The sequence below is a fragment of the Sodalis sp. RH16 genome (assembly GCF_047324245.1).
Taxonomy (GTDB): Bacteria; Pseudomonadota; Gammaproteobacteria; order Enterobacterales; family Enterobacteriaceae; genus Acerihabitans; species Acerihabitans ligni.
The window spans coordinates 4,778,833-4,795,347 of record NZ_CP178737.1 but is presented as its reverse complement, the minus strand read 5'-3'; the positions used below and the strand labels follow the sequence as shown (position 1 = coordinate 4,795,347).

The window sequence follows — 16,515 nt, the reverse complement described above, 5'->3', positions numbered from 1 at the left end:
ACTTTAAACATATCAATTGAGATTATTAATATATTAGACAACAAAGACAAATATTCCTATGATTTCCCTCAAATACTTCCAAAGGATATAGTGTGAACACCCCATCGCGTAACACCGCGCATGAGCCTGCGACGCCTCATCAAACGTCAGCCGCCATTCATCATCTTCCGGTTAAACTCGCCTTCATTGAACGTGGTACGCCGCAGTTTATGCGGTTGACGTTAGCGCTTTTTTCCGCCGGTTTGGCCACGTTCGCCCTGCTCTACTGCGTTCAGCCTATTTTGCCGGTCTTGTCACAGGATTTCGGCGTATCGCCGGCCACCAGCAGTCTGTCGCTTTCGGTGTCCACCGGCCTGATGGCGTTGGGACTGCTGATAACCGGTCCGCTGTCCGATGCCGTCGGACGCAAATCGGTGATGGTAGTGGCGCTTTTGCTGGCGGCGCTGTTTACCCTAATGAGCGCGTTTATGACCAGTTGGCAGGGAATCCTGATAATCCGCGCGTTGGTCGGGTTATCCTTAAGCGGTGTGGCGGCGGTGGCGATGACCTACCTGAGCGAAGAGATCCACCCAAGCGTGGTGGCCTTCTCCATGGGGCTCTATATCAGCGGTAACTCCATCGGCGGCATGAGCGGCCGGTTGTTAAGCGGGGTTCTGACCGACTTTTTTTCCTGGCGTATCGCCATCGGGGTTATAGGCCTGCTGGCGCTGGCCAGCGCCGTGATGTTTTGGCGGATCCTGCCGGCATCGCGTCATTTTCGCCCGTCTTCCCTAAAACCCCATACGCTGGCTATTAATTTCCGGCTGCAGTTTCGTGATGCCGGTCTGCCGATGCTGTTCGCCGAAGGCTTTTTGTTGATGGGCGCCTTTGTTACGCTGTTTAATTACATCGGTTATCGCCTGCTGGCCGCGCCCTGGTTTCTCAGCCAGGCGGTGGTGGGCCTGCTTTCAGTCGTCTATCTCACCGGCACTTACAGCTCACCCAAAGCCGGCGCCCTGACCGCCCGCTACGGCCGCGGCCCGGTATTGATGGTGTCGATTATGATTATGCTGGCGGGGCTGCTGATTACCTGGTTTGATTCCCTGATTATCATCCTCATCGGCATGATGCTGTTCACCGCCGGTTTTTTCGCCGCCCACTCCACCGCCAGCGGCTGGATAGGAAGGCGCGCGCGCCGTGCCAAGGGGCAGGCATCCTCCCTTTATCTCTTTTGCTATTATGTCGGGTCAAGCACCGCCGGCACGCTGGGGGGATTTTTCTGGCACAGTTTCGGCTGGACCGGCGTGGTGCTGTTCCTATCCTGCCTGCTGCTCATAGCCCTGTTTGTGGCGCGGCGGTTGCGTCATCTACCTGAGCTACGCAGGCTTTAAACGCGCTCTTCTTCAAAATCCCCGAGATCCTGCCAAGCGACTGGGATCTCGGTTGTTAAGGGGTGGCTTTGTTTGGCTATATATTGTATGTTGTAACTAAAGGAGTCTTTCTTATGCGTCCTCTTGACCTTATAGTCCGGCTTAATGAGCGTTTCACTACGCTGCAAGAACGCCTGAGGAATTTTCAGTTCCTGCTCACTGACGCCCCCTGGCTCACCGGCCGGGTTTTCGAATTGCCGGAAGTGCAAAAAGGCCGCGAGCATCAACCCGTTACGGGTATCCCGGTTATTCAGCATCTCGGGGCGCAGGCCCTCAACCGGGGATTGGAGCACTTCCAGCGGATGTTTATCTACCATCAGAATCAGAACAGCAGCGCCAAGGCGGCCATTCGCCTGCCCGGCGCCCTGTGTTTTGATGTTGATGAGGCTTTGCTTGAGAACGTGCTGGCGTTGACGGCGGAAATTAATCGCCTTAAAGCCGAGTTGTCCCATATGATTACCGTGGAATCGGCATTGCCTCCCGAACAGCGTTTCGAGTTTGTCCACACGCATCTGCGCGGCTTGAAAACCCTGAGCGCCTATCGGGCATTACAGGTTATTGTCGATCCCTGGAGCGTCCGTTTCGGCTGGGCCAATAAGCAGATAATAAAAAACCTGACCCGGGCGGAGGTGCTGGCCATGCTGAAAAAGAGCCTGGAGGCAGGCCGTGCGGTGCCCCCTTACAGTAAAGAGCAGTGGAGCGAGAAAATACGGCAGGAGATGGATGTCATCGGCAAACTGCCGCCGGATATCCGGTTGAAAATAAGGCGGCCGGTGAAGGTACAGCCCATCGCCCGCGTGTGGTATCAGGAACAGCAGCGGCAGATTCAATACGCCTGCCCTTCCCCGCTTATCGTTTTGTGCCGGCGGCATGCCGGGGCGCCGGTGCCCCAACTGGGGGAATTAACAGATTATCGACGCGATACCATTAGGCATAAATACAAACCGGCCTCACGGCCGGCGCATTTGGTTATTGAACGATTGCATCTGTATGTCGCCGAAGACTAACGCCTTAGCTTGCGGCTGATTAATTTTTAAGACTGCCCACCATATCTTCCGGCCGGACCCATTGATCGAACTCCTCTTCGGTCAAATAGCCCAGCTTCAGCGCCGAGGCCTTCAAGGTCAGCCCCTCTTTATGGGCCTTTTTGGCGATCTCCGCCGCTTTGTCATAACCGATATGGGTATTGAGGGCGGTAACCAGCATCAGGGACTCGTTCAACAACTGTTCGATGCGGGGCCGGTTGGGCTCGATTCCCACGGCGCAGTGGCGGGTAAAGCTGTCAATGCCGTCCGCCAACAGCCGTACCGATTGCAGGAAATTATGAATGATCATCGGCCGATAGACGTTTAATTCAAAATTGCCCGAGGCGCCGCCGATATTCACCGCCGTGTCATTGCCCATAACCTGGCAGCACAGCATGGTCATGGCTTCGCACTGCGTCGGATTGACCTTGCCCGGCATGATTGAGCTGCCCGGTTCGTTCTCGGGGATGCTGATTTCGCCGATACCGCACCGGGGGCCGGAAGCCAGCCAGCGCACATCGTTGGCGATTTTCATCATTGACGCCGCCAGCCCTTTCAGCGCGCCGTGGCCGTGAACCAGCGCGTCGCAGGTGCCCAGCGCTTCGAATTTATTGGGGGCGGTGACAAAGGGATGTCCGGTGAGCTCCGCCAGGGCTTTCGCCACCCGCACCGCGTATTCGGGATGGGTATTCAGGCCGGTACCGACCGCGGTGCCCCCCAGCGCCAGCTCGCATAAATGAGGAATGCTCTGCTCGATATGGGTGAGACTGTGGTCCAGCATCGATACCCAGCCGGAAATTTCCTGACCCAGGGTCAAGGGGGTGGCATCCTGCAAATGGGTGCGGCCGATTTTGACGATATCACGAAAATCGGCGGATTTTTGCGCCAGGACTTCCCTTAATGCATTGATTTTGGGGAGCAGGTGTTCGTTAAGGGCGATGACCGCCGCCACATGCATGGCGGTAGGAAAGACGTCGTTGGAGCTCTGGCTTTTGTTAACATCGTCGTTGGGATGCACCAGGCGCCCCTCCGCGCCGCGTCGTCCCCCCAGGAGTTCGCTGGCGCGATTGGCCAGCACTTCATTCATGTTCATATTGCTCTGGGTGCCGGAACCGGTTTGCCAGATAGCCAGCGGAAATTCTTCCGGATGCTTGTGGTCCAGCACTTCGTCCGCCGCGCTGATAATGGCGTCGGCGCGATCGGCGGGCAACAGGCCCAAATCCTTGTTGACCTGCGCGGCCGCGCGTTTGGTCCGGGCCAGGGCGGCGATGAGGGCTGGCGGCATTTTTTCACTGGAAATACGAAAGTGTTCCAGGGAGCGCTGGGTTTGCGCTCCCCACAAACGTTCGGCCGGTACTTCGATCGGTCCCATGGAATCTTTTTCGACGCGGGTAGCTGTCATTAATGCCTCCTGGTATTCTTCCTAATGATCAATATCCTGCCCGGCCACGGTTCCAAGCCAACGCCGGACATTGATAGTATAGTGCCGTAGAAAAGCTTACCATTATGCGACCGGCTCGCGATATCACATTTGGGATTCAGTAAGGGCAGTTAACAATGAAAAAAATGATCAACTCTGTTCAGCATTACGCCTGGGGCAGTAAGGATGCCTTGTCCAGACTGTACGGCATTGCCAATCCGGACAACCAGCCGATGGCGGAGCTCTGGATGGGCGCGCACCCCAAAAGCAGCTCCGTAATAAGCGATGAACAGGGCCATGACATCAGCCTGCGGGATTACATAGCCCGGCAGCCGGCGGCGCTGCTGGGCAAGGCGGTGGCCGAACGTTTCGGCGAGCTGCCGTTTTTGTTCAAGGTGCTGTGCGCCCAGGAACCCTTGTCCATTCAGGTCCACCCCAGCAAATCCGCCGCCGAGCGTGGTTTCGAGCTGGAAAACCGCCGGGGCGTACCCTTTGACGCCGCTAATCGTAATTACAAGGATCCTAACCACAAGCCCGAACTGGTTTTTGCCCTGACGCCTTTTCAGGCCATGAACGGCTTTCGCGAACTGTCATCGATGGTTTCCCTGCTGCAGCCGGTGGCCGGCGCCCATCCCTCCATCGCCGCGTTTTTGCAGCACCCGGATCCCTCGCATCTGGCTCAGCTGTTCGGCGACCTGTTAAGTATGGCCGGCGAGGAAAAATCGCTGGCGCTGGATATCCTGAAAAATGCCCTGGGCCATCAGCACGGCGAGCCATGGGACACCATTCGCATGATTGCCGGTGATTATCCGGATGACAGCGGTTTGTTCTCCCCGCTGCTGCTCAACGTGATTACCCTGCAACCCGGCCAGGCCATGTTCCTTTATGCCGAAACGCCCCATGCCTATTTGCACGGCGTGGCGCTGGAAGTCATGGCCAACTCGGATAACGTGCTGCGGGCCGGACTGACGCCGAAATACATCGACGTGCCTGAATTATTGGCGAACGTGAAATTTATCGCCAAGCCGCAGGAAGAATTGCTGACCCAGCCCACCGGCAGCGGCGCTGCCCTGCGCTTCCCGATTCCGGTGGAGGATTTCGCTTTTTCGCTGCATAACCTGTCTTCGAACCCCCAGGCGCTGGCACAGCATAGCGCGGCCATTCTGTTTTGCGTCGAAGGCCAGGCGGTGCTGGAAAAAGGGGGGCAATCCCTGCGGCTCAACGCCGGCGAATCGGCATTTATCGGCGCGGAGGAGTCGCCGGTCAACGCCAGCGGCACCGGCCGGCTGGCCCGAGTTTTTAACGAACTTTAACGGTTGTTCCGTCAGGAAGGCCCGCTATTGCTGCTATTATTGATAGCAGGTGTACCCGACAGCCTGTAACAGGAAGGGTATAAGGCAGGGTTCGTTTATTGGCTCGTTACAACAACTTGGAATGGGAAATAATAATAAGGATGAATCGACAATGAGAAAATCACTTATCGCCGTCGGCGTTATTGTCATTTTAGGCGCGGCATGGACCGGCTCGGCCTGGTATACCGGCAAACAGTTTGAACAACGGTTGCCCGCCCTGCTGGATGAAGCCAACGCCCGCATCAAAACCACCTTTCCCGAAGCCGGGGTGAAACTGGCGGTGCAAGATTACCACCGGGCGCTGTTCTCCAGCCGTCTGAACGTGGTATTGCTGTCGGACGGCAGCACCGGTGACAATAAGCCGCTAAAACCCGGCGACGAAATCGTCATCAGGGAAAACGTCGATCACGGTCCTTTTCCCTTCGCCCAGCTGAAAAAAGGCGTGTTTATCCCCAGTATGGCGTCTGTCCAGAGCCGATTGGCCGAGACACCGTTCGTCAAGCCGCTGATAGCCGCCAGCCAGGGTAAGTCGCCGGTATCCGCCGTCACCCGCGTCGGCTATAGCGGCGATACGGTGTCGGCCATCGATTTCGCCCCCCTCGATTATAAAGATGCCGATTCGCTGGTCCGCTCCAGCGGCGGCCAGCTTAATGCCGCCATTGATCACGACCTGAACAAGGTTACGCTGGATGGCGCCCTTTCCAGCCTGGTGGTGGCGGGGATTAATCAATTCCAGCAGCGGGAACAGGTGACGTTGCATGATGTGAGCGTCGACAGCGATACCCATAAAGGTAAGCAGGGTTACAGCATCGGCGACAATACCCTTAAGGTAAAATCGCTGATTTACAACCTTGATGGCAAGGACATGCTCAACACCGACAACCTGTCCCAGGTAACCACCGCCACGGAAGACGGCGATAAGCTGAATGTACAGGTCGCCTACAGCCTGGATATGCTCCATGTGCAGGGTCAGGAATTCGGTTCCGGTAAATTGACCGTCAAGCTGTCCAACCTTGATGCCAAGGCCATCGCGCAATTCAGCGATCGGTACCATAATCAGGTACAGCAGATCATGCAGCAGACCGGCGCCGCCGATCCGGCTGTGCAGCAGGAACAGATCACCCAGGCGTTGATTACCAGCCTGCCGCTGGCCCTTAAGGGCAGTCCCTATTTGTCTATCGCCCCCCTGAGCTGGAAAAACAGCAAGGGCGAAAGCGCCTTCAACCTGACGCTGAATGTAAACGACCCGTCCCAGCTGCCGCCCGGCGCGCCGGCGACGACGCCGGAGCTGCAACTGGCGAGGTTTGTCAATAAGCTGGATGCCAAGCTGACCATCCCGCTGGATATGGCCACTGAATTAACCACTCAGTTCGCCAAAATCCAGGGTTATAACGCCGATGAAGCGCAAAAACTGGCTAAGCAGCAGGTGCAGGGATTGGCGGCCATGGGCCAGATGTTCAAATTGACCACCGTGGATGATAATGTTCTTAGCAGCAGTTTTCACTATGCCGACAATCAGGTGAATCTGAACGGCCAGAAGATGTCATTGCAGAACTTTTTAGGTTTGTTCGGCCTGTTCGGCGCACCGGACAGCCCGACGCAGCCGGTACAGCCCCAGGCCGTGCCGCAGCCTTAACGGCAAAACCAGAGCCCCCTATCGCCAGATCGGGGGCCCGACAGCCTCATTTGAGCCTCGCGGCGCCGATGGCCCGGTCAATGCCGGTCATCCCCCGCCACGTTCGGAGAACCGCTCCCATGATTGATAAATCCCTGCCGTTAACCGATATCCATCGCCATTTGGACGGTAATATCCGCCCGCAAACCATACTGGAACTGGGCCGCCAATTCGGATTGCCCTTGCCGGCGGACAATCTTGAGGGACTGCTCGCACATGTTCAGGTCACCCGCACCGAACCCGATCTGGTGAGCTTTTTGCAAAAGCTGGACTGGGGCGTGGCGGTATTGGGATCCCTGGATGCCTGCCGACGCATCGCCTACGAGAACGTGGCAGATGCCGCGGCGCTGGGACTGGATTATACCGAACTGCGCTTCTCACCCTACTATATGGCTATGAAGCATCAACTGCCGCTGCCGGGCGTGGTTGAAGCGGTAATAGACGGCGTACGCGCCGGCTGCGAAGATTATCCCGTGATGGTGCGTTTAATCGGCATTTTGAGCAGGACTTTTGGCGAGGACGCCTGTACGCAGGAGCTTGATGCCATCCTGTCCGGCGGCGACGGCATCGCCGCGCTGGATTTGGCCGGTGACGAGCTGGGTTTTCCCGGCAGCCTGTTTTTAACGCATTTTACCCGCGCCCGGGATGCGGGTCTGCATATCACCGTTCATGCCGGCGAAGCCGCCGGGCCGGAGAGCATCTGGCAAGCCATCAACGAGCTGGGAGCCCAGCGCATCGGGCATGGGGTGAAAGCCATTGAGGATCCGCATTTGATGGATTTTCTGGCGCTGCACCGTATCGGCATCGAAAGTTGCCTCACCTCTAATGTGCAAACCAGCACCGTGCCCTCTCTCGAGCAGCATCCGCTGAAACGTTTTTTAGAGCATGGCATACTGGCCACAATAAATTCAGACGACCCGGCGGTTCAGGGCATCGATCTGGATTATGAGTATCGGGTCGCTGCCCCCGAGGCCGGGTTGAGCCCACAGCAAATCCGCACAGCGCAGCAAAACGGATTGACTCTTGCGTTTATCAGCGAAGCGGAGAAGGAGATGCTGCGTAAAAAGGCCCATGCCCGAGGGAGCAGGTAAATCCCCGTTTGGCACAACGTTCATAGGACAATGCCCGAATGAATGAGCAGCGCTTGGGGGGAATTTCCCCTTTCTTTTTTATGTAAAAGAACACTCATTATTATCAAAAGTCGCAAATATAACCGGGTTATTACCGTCGAGAAAATATTCGCGCAATTTGTCTAAACTTGTATCATAATCAGAAACCAGAAATTTCAAGGCAAATGCGCCTTTGCTATTCATTTCATCAACAAACCCTTCCAGCGATTTGTTCAGGTTAAGGAGGTCAATTTTCCGGCCTACAGAATTGGCCACCCCTTCCAGTTTATCCACATAAGGCTTAATTCCCTCATTCAGAGCACGTCCAGTCGGTGATGGACTGTGTATTACCACGACCTTTCCGCTGCTATTAACCGAGCAATTCAAGGCGCAATCCAGATAAACGATTGAGTCACCTTCGGATAATGCCTTTTTCACGTTTAGCAGATCCTCTTTAGACGCAGGCGATGCCATTAACAGATAAATACCATTCGCCTTTCGGCCTCTTCTATAGGCCTTCCTCGAATAAGCATGCAATCAGAATCATAATCCGCCGTGGAAGAGGAATCTGTTATCGCTCTCGGTGGGGAGACATTTAACACCACAACCGCGCCTTGATTTTTGTCGTTATCCGACAAAAAGTTATGGTCAATCGATTTTCTAAAATAGGCCTGTTCAGTGGTGAATGCCTTGACATTTTCGTTTCCCGCCTCAACCTTGAAATCCTTCCGGCACTGCTCGTAGCCGCTATTTTGATAGTCCAGGTCGATAACGCGCCAGTATAACTGCCGATAGGCCGCTTTTTTAAGTTGCTGATGTATAATATATTCAGTCAGGAGACCACCCGAACCGAGGGACACGAGCGTAACGGGGCTTTCCCTCAGCGGGATGGACTCAATGATGCGCGAGGTGGTCTTGTTGATGTAATCGATTCGGCCCTTGAGGGAAGAACACTCGTTCTCCACCCAGGAGAAATGTCTCATGCGGCGATGATTTAAAGGATCGCCATGCTCCAAGCGGGTCATTTTCAAAACATCGCCGACGGTTAAAGGAGCCATTTTGACATCTAGTTGGGGAGCAGAGGTAGGTAAATCCCTATTTTTGACCATTGAAGGAATCACTGTTAATCATCTCCATTTGATTAATTAAATTTTTATATGTGAAATAAAAAATTTTAAATATTATTGAAATTCCACTTTAAATAATGAGAGATCCTTTAAAATGGAACTTTACATCACGCAGGGTTACATGAAAATTCACTCATTTAAAAGACAATCCAAACCATATTCATTATACGATCTTTCACAACCATGTAACAATTTAATATGTGTTTTTTTTATTTTCATTGTATTTTCAATGGGAAAGTCTTTTAGAAGCCGATCACCCATTGAAAATAATCTTGGATAAGCTGCGGCCGCATCATTAATCCTCTTAGCAAAATCAATATCCGAGATTATTGTTGAAAAAAAGCGGACTGAATGAGCCGCCATGGCTTCGGTCCGCTTTTTAATTTTACAGTCGCAACAATTGCCAAAATTATAAGAGTTATAATTACTCGCCGGGCGTGGCGCTTAGCGCGCTTTTCTCCCGCTGTGACGCCTGCTTGCGGGCGTAGCGCTGCGCCAGCACCGCGCACACCATCAGTTGGACCTGATGGAAGATCATCAGCGGCAGCACCATGGTTCCCACCGCAGCCGCCGGGAACAAAACGTTTGCCATGGGGATTCCATTGGCCAGGCTCTTTTTGGAGCCGCAGAACACGATGGTGATTTCATCGGCGGTACTGAACCCGAGCAAACGGGCGGTCCAGGTATTGATGACCAGCACAATGGCCAGCAGCATCAGCGAGTATACCAGAATCGACACCAGCGACCAGCCTGTGATTTGGTGCCAAATGCCCCCTACCACCGCTTCGCTGAAGGCGGTATAAACCACCAGCAGTATTGATGACCGGTCAGTAATATTAATCAGCTTTTTATGACGGTTCACCCAGCCGCCAATCAGCGGCCGCGCCAGATGGCCCACCACAAAAGGCACCATCAGTTGCAGGATGATTGAACCGATGGCATGCAGCGTATTGTTCGATCCGCCGCCTTCCTGGGTTTTCATCAGCAGGCCCACCAGCACCGGCGATAAAAATACCCCTAAAATACTCGAGGCGGAGGCGCTGCAGATAGCGGCCGCCACGTTGCCGCCGGCCACGGAAGTAAACGCGATAGCGGACTGAACGGTAGCGGGCAGCGCACACAGATAAAGAAAGCCCAGGTAGACCGGCGTGGACAATAGCGACGGCTGAAAAATCTTCATGGCAAGACCCAGCAGCGGGAACAGTGCGAAAGTACTGAGGAAAACCACCAGATGCAAACGCCAATGGCTCATCCCGCCGATGATGGCATCCCGCGACAGCTTGGCGCCATGCATAAAAAACAGTAAAGCAATGGCGGCGGTGGTGAGGTATTCAAACAATGTTTTGAAAACGCCGCGACAAGGGAAAAGAGACGCCAAAATAACCACTGAAACCAACACCAGTAAAAACTTATCAATACGTAAACGTTGCAACCACGACATGACCACTACCCTTACCGTCGACCGAAACCAGGGCGATCCCAGGATCGCCCAAAACCCCTACCATGTCATTAACTGTTCTTTACCGCTAATGTTTTTTTCTGTTCCGATGAGGAGATACCCAGCTCAATCAACTCCATTACGCGAATAGCGTCGGACGGAGTTACCGGATTATCGCCTTTTCCCAGGATAGCATCCCGGATAGCGGCGTAATAAGCAGGATAATTACCGGGCTGGGTGCGGACGGTATGCTCGGTCATGACGCCGCCTTTCGGCAGCGTCAGCACGCCGTCCTGGGTATCGACGCCCCAGTCGGGCTGCGGCGGAACTTCACCGTTTTTCAACCGCGCTTCCTGAGCGTCGAGACCGAACTTAACGAAGCTGCCTTTGGTGCCGTGAATGGTATAGCGGGGAGTGGGCGCCGCCGCCGACATGGAGCCGTGCAGCACCACCCGCCGTTGCGGATAGGTTAGCGTGGCGTGAAAATAGTCATCGGTGAGCGCGCCGGGACGAAGCAGCGCCAAATCGACGTTTATCGCCACCGGCATACCGAACAGCACCAAGACCTGGTCAATCAGATGCGGTCCCAAATCGTACCAGATACCGCTGCCGGCGCCGGGCTGTTCGCGCCAGCGGTCCTTCACCTCCAGGCGGAACCGGTCATAATGGGACTCGAAATACAACACGTCGCCGAGGATACCGTCGCGGATAAGCTGGCGAGCGGTAAGGAAATCGCTGTCCCAGCGGCGGTTATGGAATACCGACAGCAGCACCTGGCGATTTTCCGCCAGCTGCTTCAATTCCTGTGCTTGTGACAACGTCACGGTAAAGGGTTTATCCACGATAACGTGCTTGCCCGCCAGCAACGCCTGTTTTGCCAGCGGAAAATGCGTTTCGTTCGGGGTGGGAATCACCACCAGTTGGACCGCCGGGTCGTTGATAACCTCATTGGGATCCGCCGCCACCTTTACGCCGGGCAAATCCCCCTGAACTTTACCCGCATCGCTGGAGGAGACCGCCGCCACCCGCAGGCCGTCAGTGCCCTTGATCAAAGGAGCGTGGAAGGTTTTACTGGCAAAACCATAACCAATCAGTCCGATTCCGATATTTTCAGCCATCGTTATTCCTCTTTTAGGCTTATTTTCGATGGAGCCGCCCTCGATGGGAAGACGGCAAATCAATCTTTACCGGACCAACAGTAGCAATAAATTATTATTCTCCGATAGCCTTTTCGCTTTGCAACTGCCAGTTATTGGCGGCCTGGATGCTGCGGCCGGGATAATTGATCTCGCTGCTGCGCCGACGGAAATCGCTCGGACTAACCCCCACGCGCTTGCGGAATACCCGGGAAAAGTAGAGCTGATCGTCATACCCAACCACCCGGCCGATGGTGGCAATGGATTCCTGCGTGGTCTGCAACAGCAGTTTGGCGCGGATAACCCGCTGGTCTTCCCGCCAGCGCAGGATATTGATTCCCACCTGTTCGCGGAATAAATGCGCCAGGCGCGAAGGGGATAAACAGACGTGACGGGCCACTTCGTCGATACGCAGCTCGCCGGACAGATTACCGGTGATGAACTGGCAAGCCTCGATAATGCGCGGGTCCATGATTTTGCTGGGGCTTTGCGGGTCCTCTTCCATGGCGCGCAGCAGCAGGCGTTCCAGCAGATTCATGCCCAGCTCTTCGGAAAAACGCCGGCCGGAGCGCTGGGTCTGCTCTATGTTGGCCAGCAGGCGGTCGAACTCGGTGAGCAAATTGTCATTGCCCAAAGAAAGCCGTCCCACATCATGAATCTTGCTGTGCCACTCCAGCCAATCGGCCCAATAGGCCCGGGGGCGGAAATAGACCCAGCGATGATACCAGCAGTCGCTGTCCGGAGAACGGCCGTAATAATGCGCCGACTTCGGCGGAAACAGCAACAGATCGCCGGGGTTGCAAACAAATGAACGGTCGCCTTCGAATATTTTTCCTTGGCCTTTGATGGTCAGGTTAAGAATAAACCCTTTCATGCCATCAGGACGATCGATGAAAAAATCCAGCGGCCCGCCGGCAATGATCGGCGTTAAGCCGGCAACCAAATAGGCATTGAACATATAGCCGGGCAAGAGCGGATTTGATTGCGTCTCGTGAGTCATTCTATGATACATCTCACCTCCGGACAGGTTGTCGTCTGATTGAGAATATCCGCAAGAGCGTGGAATAGCCTGCAACGGTTATAAAACTGTGAGCGGACCGGCGCTTTTCGTCGCGGCGGCCCGCAAAACCTTACACCGTGCGTTTCGCCTTTTGTTTGTAGCGGTCAAATATTACCGCCGCCAGCAGGATTACCCCGCGCACCACGTATTGGGAGAACGGTGAAATATTCAGCAAATTCATCGCGTTTTCCACCGTACCGAGAATCAGCACCCCGGCCACTACGTAAGAGATTTTACCGATACCGCCTTTCATCGATACCCCGCCCAACACGCAAGCGGAGATGACAATCAGTTCATATCCCAACGAGGTCATCGGCTGGCCGCTGGTCATGCGCGAGGCCAGGATAATACCCGCCACCGCCGATACCAGGCCGGAGAGGATAAAGATGATGATCTTGGTGCGAACCACCGGCACCCCTGCCAGGCGGGCGGCTTCTTCATTGCCGCCGATGGCCAGCGTGTTGCGGCCGAAAGTGGTCTTGTTCAGCAGAAAACCGAAAATGATCATGCAAATAGCCATGATCCATATCGGCGCCGGCAGGCCCAGCCAGTTGGAATTGCCCAGCACAAAGAATCGTTCATCTTCGATGCCCACGGCTTTACCATCGGAAATGATATAGGCCAGACCGCGCACAATCTGCATGGTGGCGAGGGTGGTTATCAAGGCGTTGATTTTCAGCTTGGCGATGACGAAACCGTTTACAAGGCCGCAGATTACCCCCAGCACCAGCCCCGCCAGCACACCGAGCCACAGGCTGTCTGCGGCATTGATGACCACTGCCGTGGTGACGCCGGCGCAGGCGATAACCGAGGCCACCGACAAATCGAAATCGCCGGAAGCCAGGCAGAACAGCATGCCGCAGGCGACGATGCCGGACATTGAAACCGCCAGGCCAAGGCCCTTCATATTGATAAAGCTGGAGAAATTTGGAACGAAAATGGTACAGGCGACAAACAGTACGACAAATACCACCAGCATGCCGTAGTTATCCCAAACCCGAGACAAACTTAACGATTTATTCGCCTTTGGCGAAGATGTAGTGACCGTTGACATCTTTGACTCCTTCACAATCAGGCAACCGCATCCGCGGGGCTGGTATGGGTTGTATGTAACATTGCCAGGCTCAGGGCTTTTTGTTCACTGGCTTCCGAGTGGGTGAGCTCGCCGGATATCGTCCCTTCGCGCATCACCACAATACGGTCCGCCAGGCCTAATACTTCCGGCAAATCGCTGGATGCGAACAATACGGCAATTCCCCGTTTCGCCAATTCGTAAATCACGTGATAGATTTCATGCTTGGCGCCGACATCGATGCCGCGCGTCGGTTCATCGAGCATGATCACTTTCATGTCCTCCGACAGCCAGCGGCCGAGGATAGCCTTTTGCTGATTGCCGCCTGAGAGGTTCATGATCAACTGTTCGGCTGAAGGCGTTTTGATGTTCAACGCACGAATATGCTCCAGGGCATTGGATTTTTCCCATTGATCGTTTATCAAAAAGCCGGCTTTAACGGTATTGCGCCGGGCGCTGATATTGATATTTTCCCGCACTGAATGTACCGGAATCAGGCCGTCGGCCTTGCGGTCTTCCGGACAGAGCATCAGCCCGGCGCTGATGGCATCAATGGGGGAACGGATGGAAATGGGTTTGCCGTCCAGCAGCAATTGGCCGCCGGTAATCAGCGTTCCGCCGAAGAGGCCTTTCATCAGTTCGCTGCGCCCCGCTCCCACCAGTCCGAACAGACCGACGATTTCACCGGCGCGTACCGATAAGGAAATGGGAGTCTTCACCCCCACCGCCTCTATTTTGTCCAGTTCCAGCCTGACGTCGCCGTGGGGACGGGGAACATAATCATAAATGTCCCCCAGATTACGCCCCACCATGGCCTGCACCAGAATGTCGTGGTCCACGGCGGTCATGTCGTCAAAGGTGCGCACATATTTGCCGTCTTTGAATACCGTGATGGCGTCCCCCAGCGTAAAGATTTCTTCCATACGATGGGAAACGTAAAGAATGACCCGTCCCTCGGCGCGCAGCTCGCGGATAACACGGAATAACTGCTCTATTTCCCGCGCCGACAATGAACTGGTGGGCTCGTCAAAAGCGATGATTTTGGCATTACGGGTTAATGCCTTGGCGATTTCAACCATTTGCCACTGGGCGATGGACAGATACTTAAGCGGCGTTTCCGGCGCGATATCCAGCCCCAAATGCTCCAGCTGCAGCTTGGTTTCATAATTCAGAATGCCGCGGTTAACAAAACCGTGCTTGTTTGGTAATTGACCCAGATAAATATTTTCCGCCACCGTCATCTCGGGAACCAGATGCAGTTCCTGGTAAATAATCGCTACCCCGGCGTTCAACGCATCGGTGGTGGTATTGAAATGAACCGGCTGCCCCTTGATCAGGATTTCGCCCTGCGTCGGCGTATAGCTGCCGCTGAGAATCTTCAGCAAAGTCGATTTCCCGGCGCCGTTCTCCCCCATGAGGGCATGGATTTGACCCGAATAACAATCGAAGCTGATATCGTCCAGCGCTTTCACGCCGGGAAAGGTTTTACCAATGCCGCGAAACGATAGATAAGGTGTCTGAATTGTCATGAACACATCCTCGCGTTAACAGATCCGGACAGTGCGCCGGCAATCCCGCTACGGTAACTATCAGGGGTTTTGACTGACACGGACACATCCTCTTGATGAATGACGTCGTCATGGACCGGGACGGCCTCGGCCGTCCCGGCAAACACTTGTTCCGTTAAAAATGTCGGTTAAAAATTACAGGCCTTTTTTCTTCAGTTCTTCTTTGAAGTTATCGCGGGTAATCAATACCACGTCGGTGACTTCGGTGAATTTCGGCGGTTCAACGCCCTTGGTTACCCAGTCATGCATCATCTGGATACTCTTGTAACCGTGTACGTCGGGGCTGGGCAATAAAGAACCGTAGAAACCGGTGGATTCGTTTTTGGACAGCTCATTCACCGCATCCACGCCGTTGATGCCGACGCCGATAACGTCAGGCGCCTTGAATCCCTGACCTTCGGTGGCGCGCACGCCGCCCAGCACGGTATTGTCGTTCATGCCGACAATCAGCCAGTGTTTCACGCCGGGATGCTGGACCAGCAGTGAGTTGCCGGCGTCAAACGCGCCGGGGATATCATTGGACTTGGTGGGGACCTGGTAGATTTGTTTATCCGGTATGCCGGCGGCTTTTAACGCATCCATGGCGCCGGTGGTGCGGCGACGAGCGGTATCGAGCTCATTGGCGGTAATGGCCATGACCCCGGTGTCGGCCACTTTCCAGCCGCGCTTGGTCATTTCCTTGAACTCTTCCTGGCCGGCGCGCTGGCCCAGCTGGGTGGCGGCCATCATGACGATGGGAACGTTAACCATGGGTTTGCCTTTGGCGTCGACGAACTGGTCATCCACCGCCATGACTTTCATATCGTAGCTGCGTGCTTTGGCGACAATCGCCGAGCCAAGTTTGGGATCGGGGGTACAAATGACAAACCCTTTGGCACCGCTGGCCGCCAGGCTATCGATCGCATTAAGTGTTTTTTCACCATCGGGTACGGCAATTTTAATCACGTCAAAGCCCATATCTTTGCCGGCTTTGTCAGCAAAACGCCATTCGGTTTGAAACCAGGGTTCTTCAGGTTGTTTCACCAAAAAACCCAACTTCATGTTCTCCGCCATAGCCGAATGAGACATAACAGCGGCTACTGCAATTGCCGCCAGTGCCTTAGTGAATTTATGCATGGAACTCT

14 protein-coding genes are annotated in these 16,515 nt (G+C 54.7%); 5 read left to right on the top strand and 9 right to left on the bottom strand.

All coding sequences use genetic code 11. The features are described from left to right. The first annotated feature begins 155 nt into the window (after nt 1-155). Together ACL2XJ_RS21850 and tus are read left to right on the top strand one after the other, a co-directional pair. Nucleotides 156-1,370, top strand: a complete 1,215-nt coding sequence (locus ACL2XJ_RS21850; RefSeq protein WP_413726936.1) for an MFS transporter — start codon at nt 156-158, stop codon at nt 1,368-1,370. 113 nt (nt 1,371-1,483) lie between these two features. Beyond that, nucleotides 1,484-2,416: a DNA replication terminus site-binding protein gene (gene tus, locus ACL2XJ_RS21845; protein WP_413724474.1), complete on the top strand. Its 933-nt coding sequence runs from the start codon at nt 1,484-1,486 to the stop codon at nt 2,414-2,416. Nucleotides 2,417-2,435: 19 nt separating this feature from the next. On the opposite strand, the gene fumC is transcribed toward tus, so the two are convergent. Next, nucleotides 2,436-3,836 (bottom strand): class II fumarate hydratase, encoded by a 1,401-nt coding sequence (gene fumC / locus ACL2XJ_RS21840; RefSeq protein ID WP_132921561.1) that lies wholly within the window; start codon nt 3,834-3,836, stop codon nt 2,436-2,438. Between the two features lie 155 nt (nt 3,837-3,991). Here fumC and manA point away from each other — a divergent pair, with 155 nt between their 5' ends. The 3 genes from manA (at nt 3,992) to add (ending at nt 7,972) form a co-directional block, all read left to right on the top strand. Continuing rightward, the gene (manA, locus tag ACL2XJ_RS21835) at nt 3,992-5,167 is read left to right on the top strand and encodes a mannose-6-phosphate isomerase (RefSeq protein ID WP_413724473.1); all 1,176 of its coding nucleotides are present in this window, start codon (nt 3,992-3,994) and stop codon (nt 5,165-5,167) included. Between the two features lie 151 nt (nt 5,168-5,318). Beyond that, nucleotides 5,319-6,842, top strand: coding sequence for a YdgA family protein (locus tag ACL2XJ_RS21830; protein WP_413724472.1), 1,524 nt, complete (start codon nt 5,319-5,321; stop codon nt 6,840-6,842). A gap of 119 nt (nt 6,843-6,961) precedes the next feature. Next, nucleotides 6,962-7,972 (top strand): adenosine deaminase, encoded by a 1,011-nt coding sequence (add, locus tag ACL2XJ_RS21825; RefSeq protein WP_413724471.1) that lies wholly within the window; start codon nt 6,962-6,964, stop codon nt 7,970-7,972. Between the two features lie 78 nt (nt 7,973-8,050). On the opposite strand, the gene ACL2XJ_RS21820 is transcribed toward add, so the two are convergent. From ACL2XJ_RS21820 to ACL2XJ_RS21785, 8 genes are all read right to left on the bottom strand, one after another. After that, on the bottom strand, nt 8,051-8,428 hold the full coding sequence (locus ACL2XJ_RS21820; RefSeq protein WP_413724470.1) for a hypothetical protein: 378 nt from the start codon (nt 8,426-8,428) through the stop codon (nt 8,051-8,053). A gap of 35 nt (nt 8,429-8,463) precedes the next feature. After that, nucleotides 8,464-9,111 carry a hypothetical protein gene (locus tag ACL2XJ_RS21815; RefSeq protein ID WP_413724469.1) on the bottom strand — a complete coding sequence of 216 codons (648 nt, stop codon included), beginning with the start codon at nt 9,109-9,111 and terminating at the stop codon, nt 8,464-8,466. 430 nt (nt 9,112-9,541) lie between these two features. Next, a complete protein-coding gene (locus tag ACL2XJ_RS21810) occupies nt 9,542-10,558 on the bottom strand; it encodes a bile acid:sodium symporter family protein (RefSeq protein ID WP_413724468.1) in 1,017 nt (338 codons plus the stop codon). Nucleotides 10,559-10,626: 68 nt separating this feature from the next. Beyond that, entirely contained in the window at nt 10,627-11,673 is a 1,047-nt protein-coding gene (locus ACL2XJ_RS21805; protein WP_413724467.1) for an oxidoreductase, read from the bottom strand. A gap of 94 nt (nt 11,674-11,767) precedes the next feature. Continuing rightward, nucleotides 11,768-12,703 (bottom strand): arabinose operon transcriptional regulator AraC, encoded by a 936-nt coding sequence (gene araC, locus ACL2XJ_RS21800; RefSeq protein ID WP_132921568.1) that lies wholly within the window; start codon nt 12,701-12,703, stop codon nt 11,768-11,770. A gap of 118 nt (nt 12,704-12,821) precedes the next feature. Continuing rightward, on the bottom strand, nt 12,822-13,805 hold the full coding sequence (araH, locus tag ACL2XJ_RS21795; RefSeq protein ID WP_132921569.1) for an L-arabinose ABC transporter permease AraH: 984 nt from the start codon (nt 13,803-13,805) through the stop codon (nt 12,822-12,824). Between the two features lie 17 nt (nt 13,806-13,822). Further along, nucleotides 13,823-15,352 carry an L-arabinose ABC transporter ATP-binding protein AraG gene (araG, locus tag ACL2XJ_RS21790; RefSeq protein ID WP_132921570.1) on the bottom strand — a complete coding sequence of 510 codons (1,530 nt, stop codon included), beginning with the start codon at nt 15,350-15,352 and terminating at the stop codon, nt 13,823-13,825. Nucleotides 15,353-15,526: 174 nt separating this feature from the next. Next, nucleotides 15,527-16,507 (bottom strand): arabinose ABC transporter substrate-binding protein, encoded by a 981-nt coding sequence (locus ACL2XJ_RS21785; protein ID WP_132921571.1) that lies wholly within the window; start codon nt 16,505-16,507, stop codon nt 15,527-15,529. Nucleotides 16,508-16,515 lie beyond the last annotated feature (8 nt).